At 62.1% G+C, this 14,259-nt stretch carries 13 protein-coding genes and 1 pseudogene; all 14 read left to right on the top strand.

Going from position 1 to position 14,259, the window contains the following annotated elements:
* The first annotated feature begins 61 nt into the window (after window positions 1-61).
* Window positions 62-799 (top strand): triose-phosphate isomerase, encoded by a 738-nt coding sequence (gene tpiA, locus OA2633_RS02635; protein ID WP_009800931.1) that lies wholly within the window; start codon window positions 62-64, stop codon window positions 797-799.
* Window positions 800-873: 74 nt separating this feature from the next.
* On the top strand, window positions 874-1,878 hold the full coding sequence (locus OA2633_RS02630) for a transcriptional regulator (RefSeq protein WP_009800930.1): 1,005 nt from the start codon (window positions 874-876) through the stop codon (window positions 1,876-1,878).
* A gap of 52 nt (window positions 1,879-1,930) precedes the next feature.
* A complete protein-coding gene (secG, locus tag OA2633_RS02625; protein ID WP_009800929.1) occupies window positions 1,931-2,347 on the top strand; it encodes a preprotein translocase subunit SecG in 417 nt (138 codons plus the stop codon).
* A 19-nt stretch (window positions 2,348-2,366) separates the two neighbouring features.
* Complete coding sequence (locus OA2633_RS02620) at window positions 2,367-2,801, top strand: MAPEG family protein (RefSeq protein WP_009800928.1); 435 nt, start codon at window positions 2,367-2,369, stop codon at window positions 2,799-2,801.
* A 71-nt stretch (window positions 2,802-2,872) separates the two neighbouring features.
* Complete coding sequence (locus OA2633_RS02615; RefSeq protein WP_009800927.1) at window positions 2,873-4,501, top strand: CTP synthase; 1,629 nt, start codon at window positions 2,873-2,875, stop codon at window positions 4,499-4,501.
* A gap of 111 nt (window positions 4,502-4,612) precedes the next feature.
* Window positions 4,613-4,795: a 50S ribosomal protein L32 gene (gene rpmF / locus OA2633_RS02610; protein WP_009800926.1), complete on the top strand. Its 183-nt coding sequence runs from the start codon at window positions 4,613-4,615 to the stop codon at window positions 4,793-4,795.
* A gap of 170 nt (window positions 4,796-4,965) precedes the next feature.
* Complete coding sequence (gene eno / locus OA2633_RS02605) at window positions 4,966-6,243, top strand: phosphopyruvate hydratase (RefSeq protein ID WP_009800925.1); 1,278 nt, start codon at window positions 4,966-4,968, stop codon at window positions 6,241-6,243.
* A 176-nt stretch (window positions 6,244-6,419) separates the two neighbouring features.
* Window positions 6,420-6,752, top strand: a complete 333-nt coding sequence (locus OA2633_RS02600; protein ID WP_009800924.1) for a septum formation initiator family protein — start codon at window positions 6,420-6,422, stop codon at window positions 6,750-6,752.
* A gap of 130 nt (window positions 6,753-6,882) precedes the next feature.
* Window positions 6,883-7,911: a pyruvate dehydrogenase (acetyl-transferring) E1 component subunit alpha gene (gene pdhA, locus OA2633_RS02595; RefSeq protein ID WP_009800923.1), complete on the top strand. Its 1,029-nt coding sequence runs from the start codon at window positions 6,883-6,885 to the stop codon at window positions 7,909-7,911.
* 5 nt (window positions 7,912-7,916) lie between these two features.
* A complete protein-coding gene (locus OA2633_RS02590; RefSeq protein ID WP_009800922.1) occupies window positions 7,917-9,341 on the top strand; it encodes a pyruvate dehydrogenase complex E1 component subunit beta in 1,425 nt (474 codons plus the stop codon).
* Window positions 9,342-9,352: 11 nt separating this feature from the next.
* Entirely contained in the window at window positions 9,353-9,784 is a 432-nt protein-coding gene (locus tag OA2633_RS02585; protein WP_009800921.1) for a hypothetical protein, read from the top strand.
* 12 nt (window positions 9,785-9,796) lie between these two features.
* Window positions 9,797-11,157: pseudogene (locus tag OA2633_RS02580) on the top strand (pyruvate dehydrogenase complex dihydrolipoamide acetyltransferase).
* A gap of 57 nt (window positions 11,158-11,214) precedes the next feature.
* On the top strand, window positions 11,215-12,684 hold the full coding sequence (locus OA2633_RS02575) for an alpha/beta fold hydrolase (RefSeq protein WP_009800917.1): 1,470 nt from the start codon (window positions 11,215-11,217) through the stop codon (window positions 12,682-12,684).
* Between the two features lie 15 nt (window positions 12,685-12,699).
* Entirely contained in the window at window positions 12,700-14,148 is a 1,449-nt protein-coding gene (gene lpdA, locus OA2633_RS02570) for a dihydrolipoyl dehydrogenase (RefSeq protein ID WP_009800916.1), read from the top strand.
* The last annotated feature ends 111 nt before the right edge of the window (window positions 14,149-14,259 follow it).

Genomic DNA, 14,259 nt, shown 5'->3' with positions numbered 1-14,259 from the left:
TTGCACTGCTATCCCAGCGCGCCGCTTCTTCTAAGCGGCCAAACAAGAACGCAGGACGGGGATGGCGACGATGCGGCGCAAGCTGGTGGCGGGCAACTGGAAGATGAACGGGCTCTTGGCTGACCGGGCGTTCCTGACCGAACTTTCCGCTGCGCTGTCGCAGACTCCAGACGCGGATATCCTTTTATGTCCGCCCGCAACCCTGATCCTGGCCATGGCGCAGACCAAGCCCGAATGGCTGATGCTGGGCGGGCAGGACTGCGCCATGACGCAATCGGGCGCGCATACCGGAGATGTCAGCGCGCGGATGCTGGCGGATCTGGGCTGCAGCCATGTCATTGTCGGGCATAGCGAACGTCGCGCCGATCATGGCGAGGACAATGCGATTGTGCGCGCAAAGGCGAAAGCGGCGCTGGAGGCGGGGCTCACGCCCATACTCTGTGTCGGGGAAACGCTCGAGCAACGCGAATCGGGAGACGCTGAAGCGGTCGTCATCACCCAGATGCGCGCCAGCCTTCCCGAGTGCGCCGCAGACCAGATCGTCATCGCCTATGAACCGGTCTGGGCGATCGGCACCGGGCGCACCGCCAGTCCTGAGGACGCCCAGGCCATGCACGCCGCCTTGCGCGCGGCCTGGCCGGGTTCTGATGGCGACGCGCTGCGCATTCTCTATGGCGGTTCCATGAACCCTGCGAATGCAGACGCGCTGTTGTCGCAATCTGATATTGATGGCGGCCTCATAGGCGGCGCCAGCTTAAAGCCCGAACAGTTCGCCTCAATAATCCGTACGCTCCGGTAAGGCGTTCTTCAGAGTTTTTATTTAGTCTCCCCGGTTGAATAAGGAATTGGCCTGATCAACAGGCGGGGTGGTGCATGAGCGAAATCGATTACAGCCGCGCGAGCGTGGCGCTCTACGATCCGGTGTCCGTCAACCAGCGCACAACGCGATATTCTCTCCACGAGATTGGTTTTCGCGACATTTTCCAGCTCAACACCCTGTCAGAGCTGCGCCGGATCGTGCAGGACGACGCGCCGCATCTGATCATTGCGGAAACCGCGGATCATGAGGCGGAAGTGTTCAGGCTCGTGCGTGCGATCCGCTCTGGCGAACTGTCCAACAATCCGTTTGTCGCGCTCTTGCTGACATCCTGGCGTCGCGACGCCGATCTGGTGCGCAACGCCATTGGCTGCGGCGCGGATGATCTACTGATCCGGCCGCTCTCCAACAGCTTTGTCGAAGACCGCATTCGCACCCTGATCCGGGCCCGCAAGCCGTTCATCGTAACCAGTGACTATATCGGCCCGGACCGTCGTCGCGACAAGGAACGCGGCGCGGGCGCCGTGAAGCCGATCGAGGCGCCCAACGTGCTCAAGGCGGTCGTCACCAACGACATCGAGGCGCTGCAGAAAGCTCATGCCTGGATCGATGAGGCTCAGCGCACGGTTGAGGGCGAACGCCTGCGCCGCCTGTGCATGCGCATCATTGTGGGCGCGGAAGCGGGCATGCGGGAGATGAAGGTCGGCCGCCAGCCGGCGATCGATCTGTCGGAGTTCGAAAACAGCGCGCGCGAGCTTCGGGCTCGCATGGCGAAGTTCCGCTCCAGCGAAGCCTCCCGTGTCGCCAAGGCCTTGGTCGACGTCTCTCAGGAATTGCGTGAACAGGCCGGCCTGACCCACGCCAACCTCTCGCTGGCCAAGGAGCTCTCCATGGCCGCCTATGTCGCCTATGCCGGAGATGACGGCATGGAGCGCTCCCAGGAAGAGATGGCCAAAGCGGCTGAAGCGCTCCAGAGGCGCATGGCGGCGGCGTCCAAGCGCAAGATACAGGTGGAAGGTGGCGCTCCGCCTGAAGCTGAGCTAAAACGCGCGGCCAACTAGTCCGTCGCGGTCCTCGCGCGGACGAACTCTGTTTATTCGGAAACGCCGCGCAATGACTGCTGTCCTTCTGATCATCCACGTTCTTATCGCCGCCGCGCTGACCGGCGTCATCCTGATGCAACGCTCTGAGGGCGGCGCTCTGGGCATTGGCGGCGGTGGTCCCGGCGGCATGATGAGCGGCCGCGGCGCGGCCAACCTGCTGACGCGCGTCACCATGATCCTGGGCGCGCTGTTCATCGGCAACTCCATCCTGCTCGCCATCATTTCGGGCGTCACCACGTCCTCCGGTTCGGTCCTGGACCGCGTCGGCGAGACCCAGACCAATTCCGATCTGCCCTTTGGCGATCTGGAAGGGCTTGAAACCGATGTGCCTGCGCCGACTGATGAAGCGCCTGCCGACCCTGCACCGGCTTCCGATGACGCTCCTGCGCAGGATGAGCCGGCCCAGGACCCTGATTTGCCGAACTGATAAGCGATAGGGGCGCGCGATGTTCACATTGCTCGACCCCGTGTCCGCACTGCTCTGGCCGTCAGCCGCCCATTTGGCGCTGACGGCCTTTCTGTATCTGTGGCTGACGCTTGAGCGCGCCGGCGCCGTCATCTCCCGGCGCAATCGCTATGACGATTTCACGCGGGTGGACGCCGATCAGGGGCGCGGCGCGCGCGTAGCGGCGAATCTGCGCAACCAGTTTGAAGCGCCGCCCTTCTTTCACATGCTGGTTCTGGCGCTGGTTCTCGCTGGCGAGCCTCTGTTTTTACAGCTCGTTCTGGCCTGGATCTTTGTGGCGGGGCGTCTCGCACACACGCTGGTTCAGACCCTGACGGGCAATGTGGTGCTGCGCGGTGTCGTGTTCTCCATCAACTTCCTCGCGCTCTGCGCGATGTGGGTGATTTTCTTCGTCCGCATGCTCAACAGCGCTTAACCGCGATTTCCACGGTCAAGTTCAGATCGGGCGCTTTTGTCGGGGACGATTCTGCGCTAAGCAGTCCGCCCATGCCGCGATACATTTTCATAACCGGCGGCGTGGTCTCCTCCCTTGGTAAAGGCCTCGCTTCCGCCGCACTCGGCGCGCTTTTGCAAGCGCGCGGGTATAAAGTCCGTCTGCGTAAGCTCGACCCGTATCTCAATGTGGATCCGGGCACGATGTCGCCTTATCAGCATGGCGAGGTCTACGTCACCGATGACGGGGCCGAGACCGATCTCGATCTGGGCCATTACGAGCGCTTCACCGGCGTGTCCGCCCATCAGAGCGACAACATCACCACGGGCCGCATCTATTCCGAGATCATCGAGCGCGAGCGTCGCGGCGATTATCTGGGCGCGACCGTGCAGGTGATCCCGCACGTCACCGACGCCATCAAGAACTTTGTCCTGTCGGACGCCGGCGATGTGGATTTCGTCCTGTGCGAGATCGGCGGCACGGTGGGCGATATCGAAGGCCTGCCGTTCTTCGAGGCGATCCGTCAGCTGGGCCAGGAGCTGGGCCGCGACAACGCCATCTTCATCCACGTCACGCTGTTGCCTTTCATCAAGGCGGCGGGCGAGATGAAGACCAAGCCGACCCAGCACTCGGTCAAGGAATTGCGCTCCATCGGCATCCAGCCCGACATCCTCTTGTGCCGGTGCGAAATTCCGATCGACCCCAGTGACAAGCGCAAGATCGCGCTGTTCTGCAACGTGCCCGAGAACGCTGTCATCGAGGGTCGCGACGCGGCCTCGCTCTATGACGTGCCGCTCGAATATCACGGGCAGGGGCTCGACAAGGTTGTGCTCGAGCGCTTCCGCATGGAAGACGCGCCCGAGCCGGACCTGACTATCTGGAACGGCATTTCCGAGGCCGTGAACAATCCCGATGGCGAAGTCACCATTGCGGTCGTGGGCAAGTACACGGTTCTGGTGGACGCCTACAAATCGCTTCTGGAAGCCCTCAACCATGGCGGCATCGCCAATCGGGTGAAGGTGAAGGTGAAATGGCTCGACGCCAGCCAGTTCGAGAATGCGGACAACCTCATCGAGCTTGAGGACATGCACGCCATTCTGGTGCCGGGCGGCTTTGGCGAGCGCGGCGCGGAAGGCAAGATCGCGGCGGCGCGCTTCGCCCGGGAACGCAAGATCCCGTATTTCGGCATCTGTTTCGGCATGCAGATGGCGGTCATCGAGGCGGCGCGCAATCTCGCCGGTCTTGAGGGCGCGAGCTCGTCAGAATTTGGCGAACCCAAAGTGCCGCTCGTGGGCCTTCTCACCGAATGGGTGAAGGATAACGAGACCATCCGTCGCCATGCCGGCGGCGATCTGGGCGGCACCATGCGTCTGGGCGCGTTTCCGGCAGCCCTGAAAGAAGGCAGCAAGGTGCGCGAGATCTACGGCCAGGCCGCGATCCATGAGCGTCACCGTCACCGCTATGAAGTGAACATCGCCTACAAGGACGAGCTGGAAAAAGCCGGTCTGGTGTTCTCCGGCCTGTCGCCGGACGGGGTTCTGCCCGAGATCGTGGAGTATGCCGACCACCCCTGGTTCATCGGCGTTCAATACCATCCCGAGTACAAGTCCCGCCCGTTTGATCCCCATCCGCTGTTCGCAAGCTTTGTGGCGGCGGCCAAGGAACATAGTCGTCTGGTGTAACAGCCCTGTTGCATCAGGCCGCGCAAACCGGTATAGCCCGGCGCTCATTCGCGCGAAGTCAGCTTTGCGCGATCCCGAGTCATTCGCGTTTGAGAACGTAAGGAGAGACCGATGGCGGTCCCTAAGCATAAAGTCACCCGCTCCAAGCGCGGCATGCGTCGCGCGCACGACGCCATCGGCACGACGGCGTACATCGAAGACAAGGATTCCGGCGAACTGCGCCGTCCGCACCACATCGATCTGAAGACCGGCATGTATCGCGGTCGTCAGATCCTGGACGGCCAGGACGACTAAGCCGGACGCCGCGCCGCATTGGCGGCGCGCAGTCTGACAGAAAAAGCCCTGCACCGGACCCGGTGCAGGGCTTTTCGCATTTGCATGCCTCGTTTATGAAGCGCGCAGCAAAAGCACCAGAGCCGGGCAGGGGATGCGCGGCTTGATCCGATCAAAAGGACCTCCGCGCCATGACCGCCATCGTTGATATCGCCGCCCGTGAAATCCTCGACAGCCGGGGCAACCCGACCGTTGAAGTGGACGTCTTCCTGGAAGACGGCTCCATGGGCCGCGCGGCCGTGCCGTCCGGCGCCTCCACGGGCGCTCACGAAGCGGTAGAAAAGCGCGATGGCGGCGACCGCTACAAGGGCAAGGGCGTGCTTGAGGCCGTCACCGCGGTCGAGACCGAGATCTTTGAAGCCATCGCCGGGATCGATGCGCGCGAGCAGCGCACCATCGACGAGATCCTGATCGGGCTGGACGGCACCGAGAACAAGGCGCGTCTGGGCGCGAATGCGCTTCTGGGCGTGTCGCTGGCGACCGCCAAGGCCGCGGCGCTGGCCTCCGGCCTGCCGCTCTATCGCTATGTGGGCGGGGCGAACGCCCGCGTCCTGCCGGCGCCGATGATGAATATCCTCAATGGCGGCGCACACGCGGACAATCCGGTCGATTTTCAGGAATTCATGATCATGCCGACCGGCCTTGCGACCTTTTCCGAGGCGCTGCGTTGCGGCGCGGAAATCTTCCACGCCCTCAAATCCCAACTGAAAGCGGATGGCCTGAACACCAATGTGGGCGATGAGGGCGGTTTCGCACCGGACCTTAAAAGCGCCGAGGCCTGCCTGGACGCCATCATGAAGGCGATCGAGACTGCAGGATACGAGCCGGGCTCTGACGTGACCCTGGCGCTCGACGTGGCCTCCACCGAGTTCTTCAAGGACGGCAAATACGTCATGGAAGGCGCGGGCCGCACCTGCACCTCTGATGAGTTCGCCGAATATCTCAAGGAGCTGGCCACCAACTATCCGATCATCTCCATCGAGGACGGCATGGCCGAGGACGACTGGGAAGGCTGGAAGGCCGTCACCTCCATGCTGGACGGCGATGTGCAGCTGGTGGGCGATGACCTGTTCGTGACCAATCCCGAGCGCCTGGCGCACGGCATCGAAGTGGGCGCGGCCAATGCGCTGCTGGTGAAGGTCAATCAGATCGGCACCCTGTCGGAAACCATGGATGCGGTCGAGATGGCCCTGCGTTCGGGCTATGGCGCAGTGATGAGCCACCGCTCGGGCGAAACCGAGGACACCACCATCGCCGACCTCGCCGTCGCGCTGAACTGCGGTCAGATCAAGACCGGCTCGCTGGCGCGTTCGGACCGTACGGCCAAGTACAACCAGCTCCTGCGCATCGAGGCCGAGCTGGGCGATGCGGCCATCTATGCCGGCCGGACGGCCATCGCCGCCGGCTAGCGTGCGGCCGGATATGCGTTCTTCAGAACGGCCCGGAGCGATCCGGGCCGTTTTTTGTTTCCCGCAAAACGGGAACGAATCAGCACTTTCTGATTCGGCCTAACGCTTCCTTTACTGAGTTTGCCTAATCTGCCAATCGAACGATCCGCAAAAGGCGGACGGTGGATGGATGGGTTATGATGAAGGTGCTGAAGCGCTTCATCCCCTTGATTGGGTTGGCGATTGTGATCAGCTATCTCAGCTATCACGCGCTCCATGGCGAGCAGGGCTATCTCAATCATCTGCGCATTCAGGCGCAGATCTCGGCGGCTGAAGCCGAGCTGGCTGACGTGCGCTCAACCCGCGAACAGATGGAAGACCGCGTGGCGCGTCTGAAGGCGGAAGGCCCGGATGCGGCCGTGGATGTGGACTATCTCGAAGAGCGCGCCCGGGCGGTGCTTCGCTTCGCGCATCCCGACGAGATCGTCGTCCAGATTGACCGCGGCGCACAGCCCGATCATGGCGGCTGACACTCCGTTCACGGTTAATTGTTCGCACGCGCAACATAATCTATGCGCTTTACGGCATATCGCCATCCCTGTTAAAGGCTGACGTGACGTCAACAGGGAGTGCGAACCCTTTGGTTCGCATGTGAAATATATGGCGACGAAACGCTCTTCCGGCGCTGCGAGCAAATCCGCCTCTGCGCGCAACAACAAACCTGATGTGACCGAGGACCAGCTCATGAGCTGGTACAAGGACATGCTGCTGATGCGCCGCTTCGAGGAGAAGGCGGGCCAGCTCTACGGCATGGGCCTGATCGCGGGTTTCTGTCACCTCTATATTGGCCAGGAAGCGGTCGTGGTCGGCGTGCAGGGCGCGCTGGAAGAAGGCGACCAGGTCATCACCGGCTATCGTGACCATGCGCACATGCTGGCCACCGGCATGGATCCGAACGGGGTGATGGCCGAGCTGACCGGACGTGAGGGCGGCTATTCCAAGGGCAAGGGCGGGAGCATGCACATGTTCTCCCGCGACAAGCAGTTCTTTGGCGGTCACGGCATTGTCGGCGCCCAGGTGCCGATCGGCACCGGTCTGGCCTTCTCCAACAAGTACAAGAAGAACGGCAAGGTCTGCGCGGCCTATTTCGGCGACGGCGCGGCCAATCAGGGCCAGGTTTATGAGAGCTTCAACATGGCCAAGCTCTGGAACCTGCCGGTCGTCTACATCATCGAGAACAACCAGTACGCCATGGGCACCTCCGTGGCTCGCGCGAGCTCTGAAACCCATCTTCACAAGCGCGGCGCGTCCTTTGGCATTCCGGGCGAGGAAGTGGACGGCATGGACGTCACCGCGGTTTATGACGCCGCCAAGCGCGCCGTCGAGCATGCGCGCTCTGGCGAGGGGCCGTTCATCCTTGAGATGAAGACCTATCGCTATCGCGGTCACTCCATGTCCGACCCGGCGAAATACCGCACCCGAGACGAGGTCAACGACATTCGCGACCACAAGGACCCCATCGACCTGGCGCGCAAGATCATCCTGGAGAAGGGCTGGTCAGACGAGGACGCGCTCAAGGAGATGGACAAAGAGGTCAAGGCCATCGTCAACAAGTCGGCCGACTTCGCCAAGGACAGCCCGGAACCCGATCCGTCCGAGCTGTACACCGACGTTCTGATCGAGGGTTAAGTCACATGCCTATCAAAGTGCTCATGCCTGCCCTGTCTCCGACCATGGAAGAAGGGACGCTGGCGAAATGGACCGTCAAACCCGGCGATCAGGTCAATTCCGGCGATGTGATCGCCGAGATCGAGACCGACAAGGCGACGATGGAAGTCGAAGCCGTTGAAGAGGGCCGGGTCGGCAAACTCCTCGTCGATGAGGGAACCGAAGGCGTTCAGGTCAACGCGCCCATCGCCATCCTCCTTGAAGAGGGTGAAGATGACAGCGCCCTTGAGGGCTATGACCCTGAAGCGGATGACGCCGACGCCAAAGCCTCCAAGGATGACACCTCGCCCGGGAAAAAAGACGAGGCGAAATCTGAGTCCAAGTCCAAATCCGATGACAAGGCCGACGCGCCGCAAAAGCCCAAGGGCAAGACCCTTTCTGATCCCGACATCCCCGAAGGGACCAAGATGAAAGAGATCACCATCCGCGACGCCCTGCGCGACGCGATGGCCGAGGAGATGCGTGCGGACGAGGCTGTCTTCGTCATGGGCGAGGAAGTCGCCCAGTATCAGGGCGCCTACAAGGTGACCCGCGAGCTGCTTGAGGAATTCGGCGACCAGCGCGTCGTGGACACCCCGATCACCGAGCATGGCTTTGCCGGTCTCGGCGTCGGCGCGGCCTTTGGCGGTCTCAAGCCCATCGTCGAGTTCATGACCTTCAACTTCGCCATGCAGGCGATTGACCACATCATCAACTCGGCGGCCAAGACCCTTTACATGTCCGGCGGTCAGATGGGCTGCCCCATCGTGTTCCGCGGCCCCAACGGCGCGGCGTCACGCGTTGGGGCGCAGCACAGCCAGGACTATTCGAGCTGGTACGCCCATGTGCCGGGCCTGAAAGTGATCGCGCCCTATGATGCGGCGGACGCCAAAGGCTTGCTCAAGGCCGCCATCCGCGACCCGAACCCGGTCGTGTTCCTGGAACACGAGCTGATGTATGGCGAGACCTTTGAAATCCCCGACATGGATGATTTCGTCCTGCCCATCGGCAAGGCGAAAGTGCGCCGTGAGGGTTCTGACGTCACCATCACCGCGCATTCGCGCATGGTCGGCTTTGCGCTGCAAGCGGCTGAAAAGCTGTCTGAAGAGGGCATCGAGGCCGAGGTCATCGACCTGCGCACCCTGCGTCCGCTCGACACCGACACGATCATTCAGTCCGTCAAGAAAACCAATCGCATCGTCTGCGCGGAAGAGGGCTGGGGCCAGCATGGCGTCGGCGCGGAAATCGCTGCGCGGGTCACGATGGATGCGTTCGATTATCTCGATGCGCCGCCGACCCGGGTTTTCCAGGAAGACGTGCCGCTGCCCTATGCCGCCAACCTTGAAGCCTTGTCGCTGCCGGGCGTTGAGGACATCATCAAGGCCGCCAAGCAGGTGTGCTACGTGGAGTAGGGACCACCGTCATGACCGAGGCTGACGTCATCGAACAGATGGTGGAGTACCAGGACATCCTTCTGAACGGAGTCCAGGTCTTCTTCACGGTGGTGTCGGCCTATGTCGTCGCGGTCTGGGTCTTCCTGCGTCATGCCGGCTTCGGGCTCAGGCTCTTCTCCTTCTTCTTTCTCACCCTGGTGCTCGCCTTTCTCGGGCGCGTCGCCTACGGCTCGCAACGCATTCATGACGGCTTTGTCCAGACCCTGATCGAGCTTGATCAGACAGTCGGCCTCTCGCCCACCGGGCAGGCGGCGCTGGACAATGCCCTTACCGGCATTGACGAGCTGATCCAGAATTCGATGAACGGGGCCTTGGTAGTCGTCTACATCGCGCTGTTCTTCTTGACCTTTTTCGCCCGCTCGACACTGCGTTCGAAAGCGCAGACCAGCGGATCTGCCTGACGGAGCCTTCTGATGCCCATCGAAATCCTGATGCCCGCCCTGTCGCCCACGATGGAAGAGGGCACGCTGTCCAAATGGACGGTGAAAGAAGGCGATACGGTCAATTCCGGCGATGTGATCGCCGAGATCGAGACCGACAAGGCGACGATGGAAGTCGAAGCCGTCGATGAAGGCGTGATCGGCAAGATCCTGGTCGAAGAAGGCACCGAAGGCGTGAAAGTGAACGCGCCTATCGGCCTGCTGCTCGAAGACGGCGAGGACAAGAGCGCACTGGAGGGCTATGAGCCCAAGGGCGCCGAAGGCGCGTCTTCGGGCGATGCTGACGCCAAGTCGTCTGACGAGACGCCCAAGAGCGAAGGCGAGGCGTCGGAGAGCAAGTCCGAACCCGCTTCAAGCTCCAAGTCCAAATCCGAAGCCCCGGCCGCTCCGTCCGATGACGATGGCGAGCGCATCAAGGCGTCACCATTGGCGCGCCGCATGGCGAAGATGCCGGGCTTGATCTCAAGGCGCTCGATGGTTCGGGTCCCAAGGGCCGGATCGTCAAACGCGATATCGAAGAAGCCAGGGAGCAAGGCGTCGGCAAGGCGGACGACAAAGCCGCCGCGAAATCCGAGGCGCCGAAATCCCAGCCCTCCAAACCGGTCGATGAGAACGAACCGCTGGCCCAGTACGGCATCAGCGCGGACCGCTATGAGATCAAGAAGGCGGACAATATCACCAAGATCTCGGCCAAACGCCTGTCGGAGAGCTTCCGTGATATCCCGCACTTCCCGCTCAATGTGGATTGTCGCCTCGATGCGCTGCTGAAATTCCGCAAGGAGATCAACGCCAAGACGCCTGAAGGCGTGAAGGTGTCGGTCAATGACATCCTGATCAAGGCGTCCGGTCTGGCGCTGAAGAAAGTGCCGCAAGCGAACGCCAGCTGGATCGAGGATGGCCGCATCGCGATGCACAAGCATGCCGACGTATCCGTCGCCGTGGCGATCGAGGGCGGTCTGATCACCCCGATCATCAAGGACGCCGACCAGAAGGGCCTGGCGCAGATTTCCACCGAGATGAAGGACCTTGCGACCCGCGCGCGCGACCGCAAGCTCAAGCCCGAGGAATATCAGGGCGGCACCTTCTCGCTGTCCAATCTGGGCATGTTCGGGATTTCGTCCTTCTCCTCCATCATCAACCCGCCCCAGGGCATGATCCTGAGCGTGGGCGCGGGGGAGGAGCGCCCGGTGATCACCGATGGCGCACTGGCCAAAGCCACCGTGATGACGGTGACGCTGACCTGTGACCACCGTGTAGTGGACGGCGCGAACGGCGCACGCTGGCTGTCCGCCTTCAAGGGCTTCATCGAAGATCCGATGACCATGCTGATGTAAGCGCTGCGGCGCGCCTGCATCCTTGGAAGAGACGAAAACTCCAAAGGATAGAAGATCATGCGCTTGTCCCATCTCTGCCTCGCCAGTTCGCTCACGCTGCTCGCTGCGGGCTGCGCCACGACCTCCGCTCCCATGCCTGCGCCGACGGGCGAGGAGATGGCGTTTGCGCGCTGTGAGGATGCCTCTGATTTCGCTGAGCTGTCGGGCAGCTTGTGCGCAATGGTTGAGGCGCCGCTTCATCCTGGAATACCGGGCGCGGGCCATGTTGATCTCTTCGTGCGCAAGTTTCCGGCTCTGGGTGAGCGTGTGGGCGAGATCTGGATGCTGGCGGGAGGGCCGGGCGAGACCGGGCAGAGCTATTACACCGAGATTGCGGGCTTCCGCACGGCGTTCCCCGGCTATGACGTCTTCATTCCCGACCACCGCGGCACGGGACAATCAACACGGCTTTGTTCCGGAGAAACACCCGATAGCCCTGCCGGAACCGCGCTTGCGGGCGAGGAGTTCGGACCATGTTTTGGCGAGATTTGGCGGAATTCCGAGCGCAGCGCAGCGTTTTCCATGACCAATGGCGCCCAGGATCTGGATCATCTGATCGACGCGCTTGGCGGCGAGGGGAGGCGCTATGTCTATGGTGTCTCCTACGGCACAGGCTTGGCCATGCGGTTCACTCAGCTGCGCACGGTCTCTGTGGACGGGATCGTGCTCGATTCGCTCGTGCCCACACTGGATGATGCTGAGCACGATCTAAGCCATCGCTCTCACACCTATGATGCAGTGGGCCGAGAGGTGATTGCGCGCTGCGCGGCGGATGCCGCCTGCAATGCCCGGTTTGAGGGCGGGGTCGAGGCGGCGTTTGCTCAGCTGATCACCGAGATTGATGCGGGCGAGCGTGAAGACCTGGCTGAATATGTTCCCGGCGGCAATCTCAAGCACGCGCTCGGCATGATGCTCGATACGCCGGAAAGTCGCGCGCTGATCGCCGACGCTCTGGTGCTGGCGATCGAGACGCCTGAAGCCTTGCCGGGTTTCTTCGAGACCGAGGTGACGCCCGCCTTTGATCTGTTCGCGGCCGTGTCGGAGTATCCTGACGCCGCCTTCTCGATCACGCTTGCAGGTCTGATCGGGGAATCCGAAACCAATCGCCGTCCCGACATGACCGCAGAAGATGTGGCGCGCGAGGAGGCCGGGATGGGTTTTACGTCCAGCCTGACCACCGTTCAGACCTTTACCCAGATGCCGCTTTACGAGCGCGACGCCTATTTTGACGCGCCCTATGAAAACCTGCCGCCGATCCTCGTGCTGCACGGCGACCTGGATCCCAAAACCCATATCGAGGGTGCGCGTCGCCATATCGCTGACATGCGTGAAGCCGGCGGCGATGTGCATCTCACCGTGGTCGAAGATGCGCCGCATGCGGTGTGGTTCTTCGCCCAGAATTGCGTGCAGCAGAGCCTGCACGCCTTTTTCATTGCCCAGTCGCCCGCCGCGAGCTGTTCGCTCGATCCGGCGATGCGCCCCTCATAGTTTCGGGAGAGCCCCATGTCGGAAAACAGCTTTGATGTCATCGTGATCGGCTCGGGTCCGGGCGGCTATGTGGCCGCGATCCGGGCCGCGCAGCTGGGGCTCAAGACCGCTATTGTCGAGCGCGAGCATCTCGGGGGCATCTGCCTGAACTGGGGCTGTATTCCGACCAAGGCGCTTTTGCGTTCGGCGGAAATCCTCGATCACGCCAACCACGCCAATGCCTATGGCCTGGTGCTCGACGGGCAGATGAAGCCGGATGTGGATGCGGTCGTGGACCGATCCCGCAAGGTGTCTGCGCGTCTCAACGGCGGCGTCGGCATGCTGATGAAGAAGAACAAGATCAGCGTCATCTGGGGCGAGGCGAAGCTGACCAAGCCGGGCGAGATCAAGGTGTCGAAACCCTCCAAGCCCGCCGTGGAGCCTCAGCATCCTGCGCCCAAGAACACGCTGGGCGAGGGGACGTATTCCGCCAGGCATATCATCTTGGCCACGGGCGCGCGTCCGCGGGCCTTGCCGGGGATCGAGCCCGATGGCGAGCTGATCTGGACCTATTTCGAGGCCATGAAGCCCAAGACCTTGCCCAAATCCCTCGTGGTGATGGGCTCGGGCGCGATCGGCATCGAGTTCGCGAGCTTTTATCTCTCCATGGGCGTGGATGTGACCGTGGTCGAGCTGATGGACCAGATCATGCCGGTCGAGGATGCGGAGGTTTCCAAGATCGCTCGCAAGGCGCTCGAAAAGCGTGGGCTGAAGATCATCACCGGCGCCAAGATCTCCAAGGTCGACAAGCACAAGGACGCTGTCACCGCCCATGTGCAGACCCAGGACGGCAAGACCGAAACGATCAAGGCGGATCGCCTGATCTCGGCGGTGGGCGTTCAGGGCAATATAGAAAATCTGGGCCTTGAGGATCTCGGCGTGAAGACCGATCGGGGCTGTGTGGTGATCGACGGCTATGGACGCACCAATGTGGACGGCCTGTATGCGATCGGCGATGTGGCCGGTCCGCCCATGCTGGCGCACAAGGCCGAGCATGAAGGCGTGATCTGCGTGGAGAAGATCGCCGGCGTGGAAGGCGTCCACCCGATGAACAGGAATCACATTCCGGGCTGCACCTATTGCAATCCGCAAGTCGCCTCGGTGGGCCTGACCGAAGCCAGGGCCAAGGAGGCGGGCTACGACATCCGCGTCGGGCGCTACAACTTCGCCGCCAATGGCAAGGCCATTGCGCTGGGAGAGGATACAGGTCTGGTCAAAACCATCTTTGACAAGAAGACCGGCGAGCTTCTGGGGGCGCACATGGTGGGCGCGGAAGTGACCGAGCTGATTCAGGGGTTTGTGGTGGCGATGGGGCTTGAGACCACCGAGGAAGAGCTGATGCACACCATCTTCCCGCATCCGACCCTGAGTGAAATGATGAAGGAAAGCGTGCTGGATGCGTATGGACGCGTCTTGAACAGCTAGGACTGCGCACCTTGCATCCGAAACCGTATCCGGCGGCATCTAGGGTGTGAGACCGCCCTTTCGGGCGGCGTCGGATATGGGAGAAACGCGATGATGCGGACGGGTTTAGGC

Origin of the sequence: Oceanicaulis sp. HTCC2633 (assembly GCF_000152745.1) — a bacterium.
GTDB lineage: Bacteria > Pseudomonadota > Alphaproteobacteria > Caulobacterales > Maricaulaceae > Oceanicaulis.
Note: the sequence above shows the minus strand (reverse complement) of the source record. Positions and strands in the feature narration are given on the sequence as shown.

Coding starts and splice junctions, on each gene's coding strand:
- tpiA (WP_009800931.1), top strand. CDS start 62: ATGGCGACGATGCGGCGCAAGCTGGTGGCGGGCAACTGGAAGATGAAC.
- OA2633_RS02630 (WP_009800930.1), top strand. CDS start 874: ATGAGCGAAATCGATTACAGCCGCGCGAGCGTGGCGCTCTACGATCCG.
- secG (WP_009800929.1), top strand. CDS start 1,931: ATGACTGCTGTCCTTCTGATCATCCACGTTCTTATCGCCGCCGCGCTG.
- OA2633_RS02620 (WP_009800928.1), top strand. CDS start 2,367: ATGTTCACATTGCTCGACCCCGTGTCCGCACTGCTCTGGCCGTCAGCC.
- OA2633_RS02615 (WP_009800927.1), top strand. CDS start 2,873: ATGCCGCGATACATTTTCATAACCGGCGGCGTGGTCTCCTCCCTTGGT.
- rpmF (WP_009800926.1), top strand. CDS start 4,613: ATGGCGGTCCCTAAGCATAAAGTCACCCGCTCCAAGCGCGGCATGCGT.
- eno (WP_009800925.1), top strand. CDS start 4,966: ATGACCGCCATCGTTGATATCGCCGCCCGTGAAATCCTCGACAGCCGG.
- OA2633_RS02600 (WP_009800924.1), top strand. CDS start 6,420: ATGATGAAGGTGCTGAAGCGCTTCATCCCCTTGATTGGGTTGGCGATT.
- pdhA (WP_009800923.1), top strand. CDS start 6,883: ATGGCGACGAAACGCTCTTCCGGCGCTGCGAGCAAATCCGCCTCTGCG.
- OA2633_RS02590 (WP_009800922.1), top strand. CDS start 7,917: ATGCCTATCAAAGTGCTCATGCCTGCCCTGTCTCCGACCATGGAAGAA.
- OA2633_RS02585 (WP_009800921.1), top strand. CDS start 9,353: ATGACCGAGGCTGACGTCATCGAACAGATGGTGGAGTACCAGGACATC.
- OA2633_RS02575 (WP_009800917.1), top strand. CDS start 11,215: ATGCGCTTGTCCCATCTCTGCCTCGCCAGTTCGCTCACGCTGCTCGCT.
- lpdA (WP_009800916.1), top strand. CDS start 12,700: ATGTCGGAAAACAGCTTTGATGTCATCGTGATCGGCTCGGGTCCGGGC.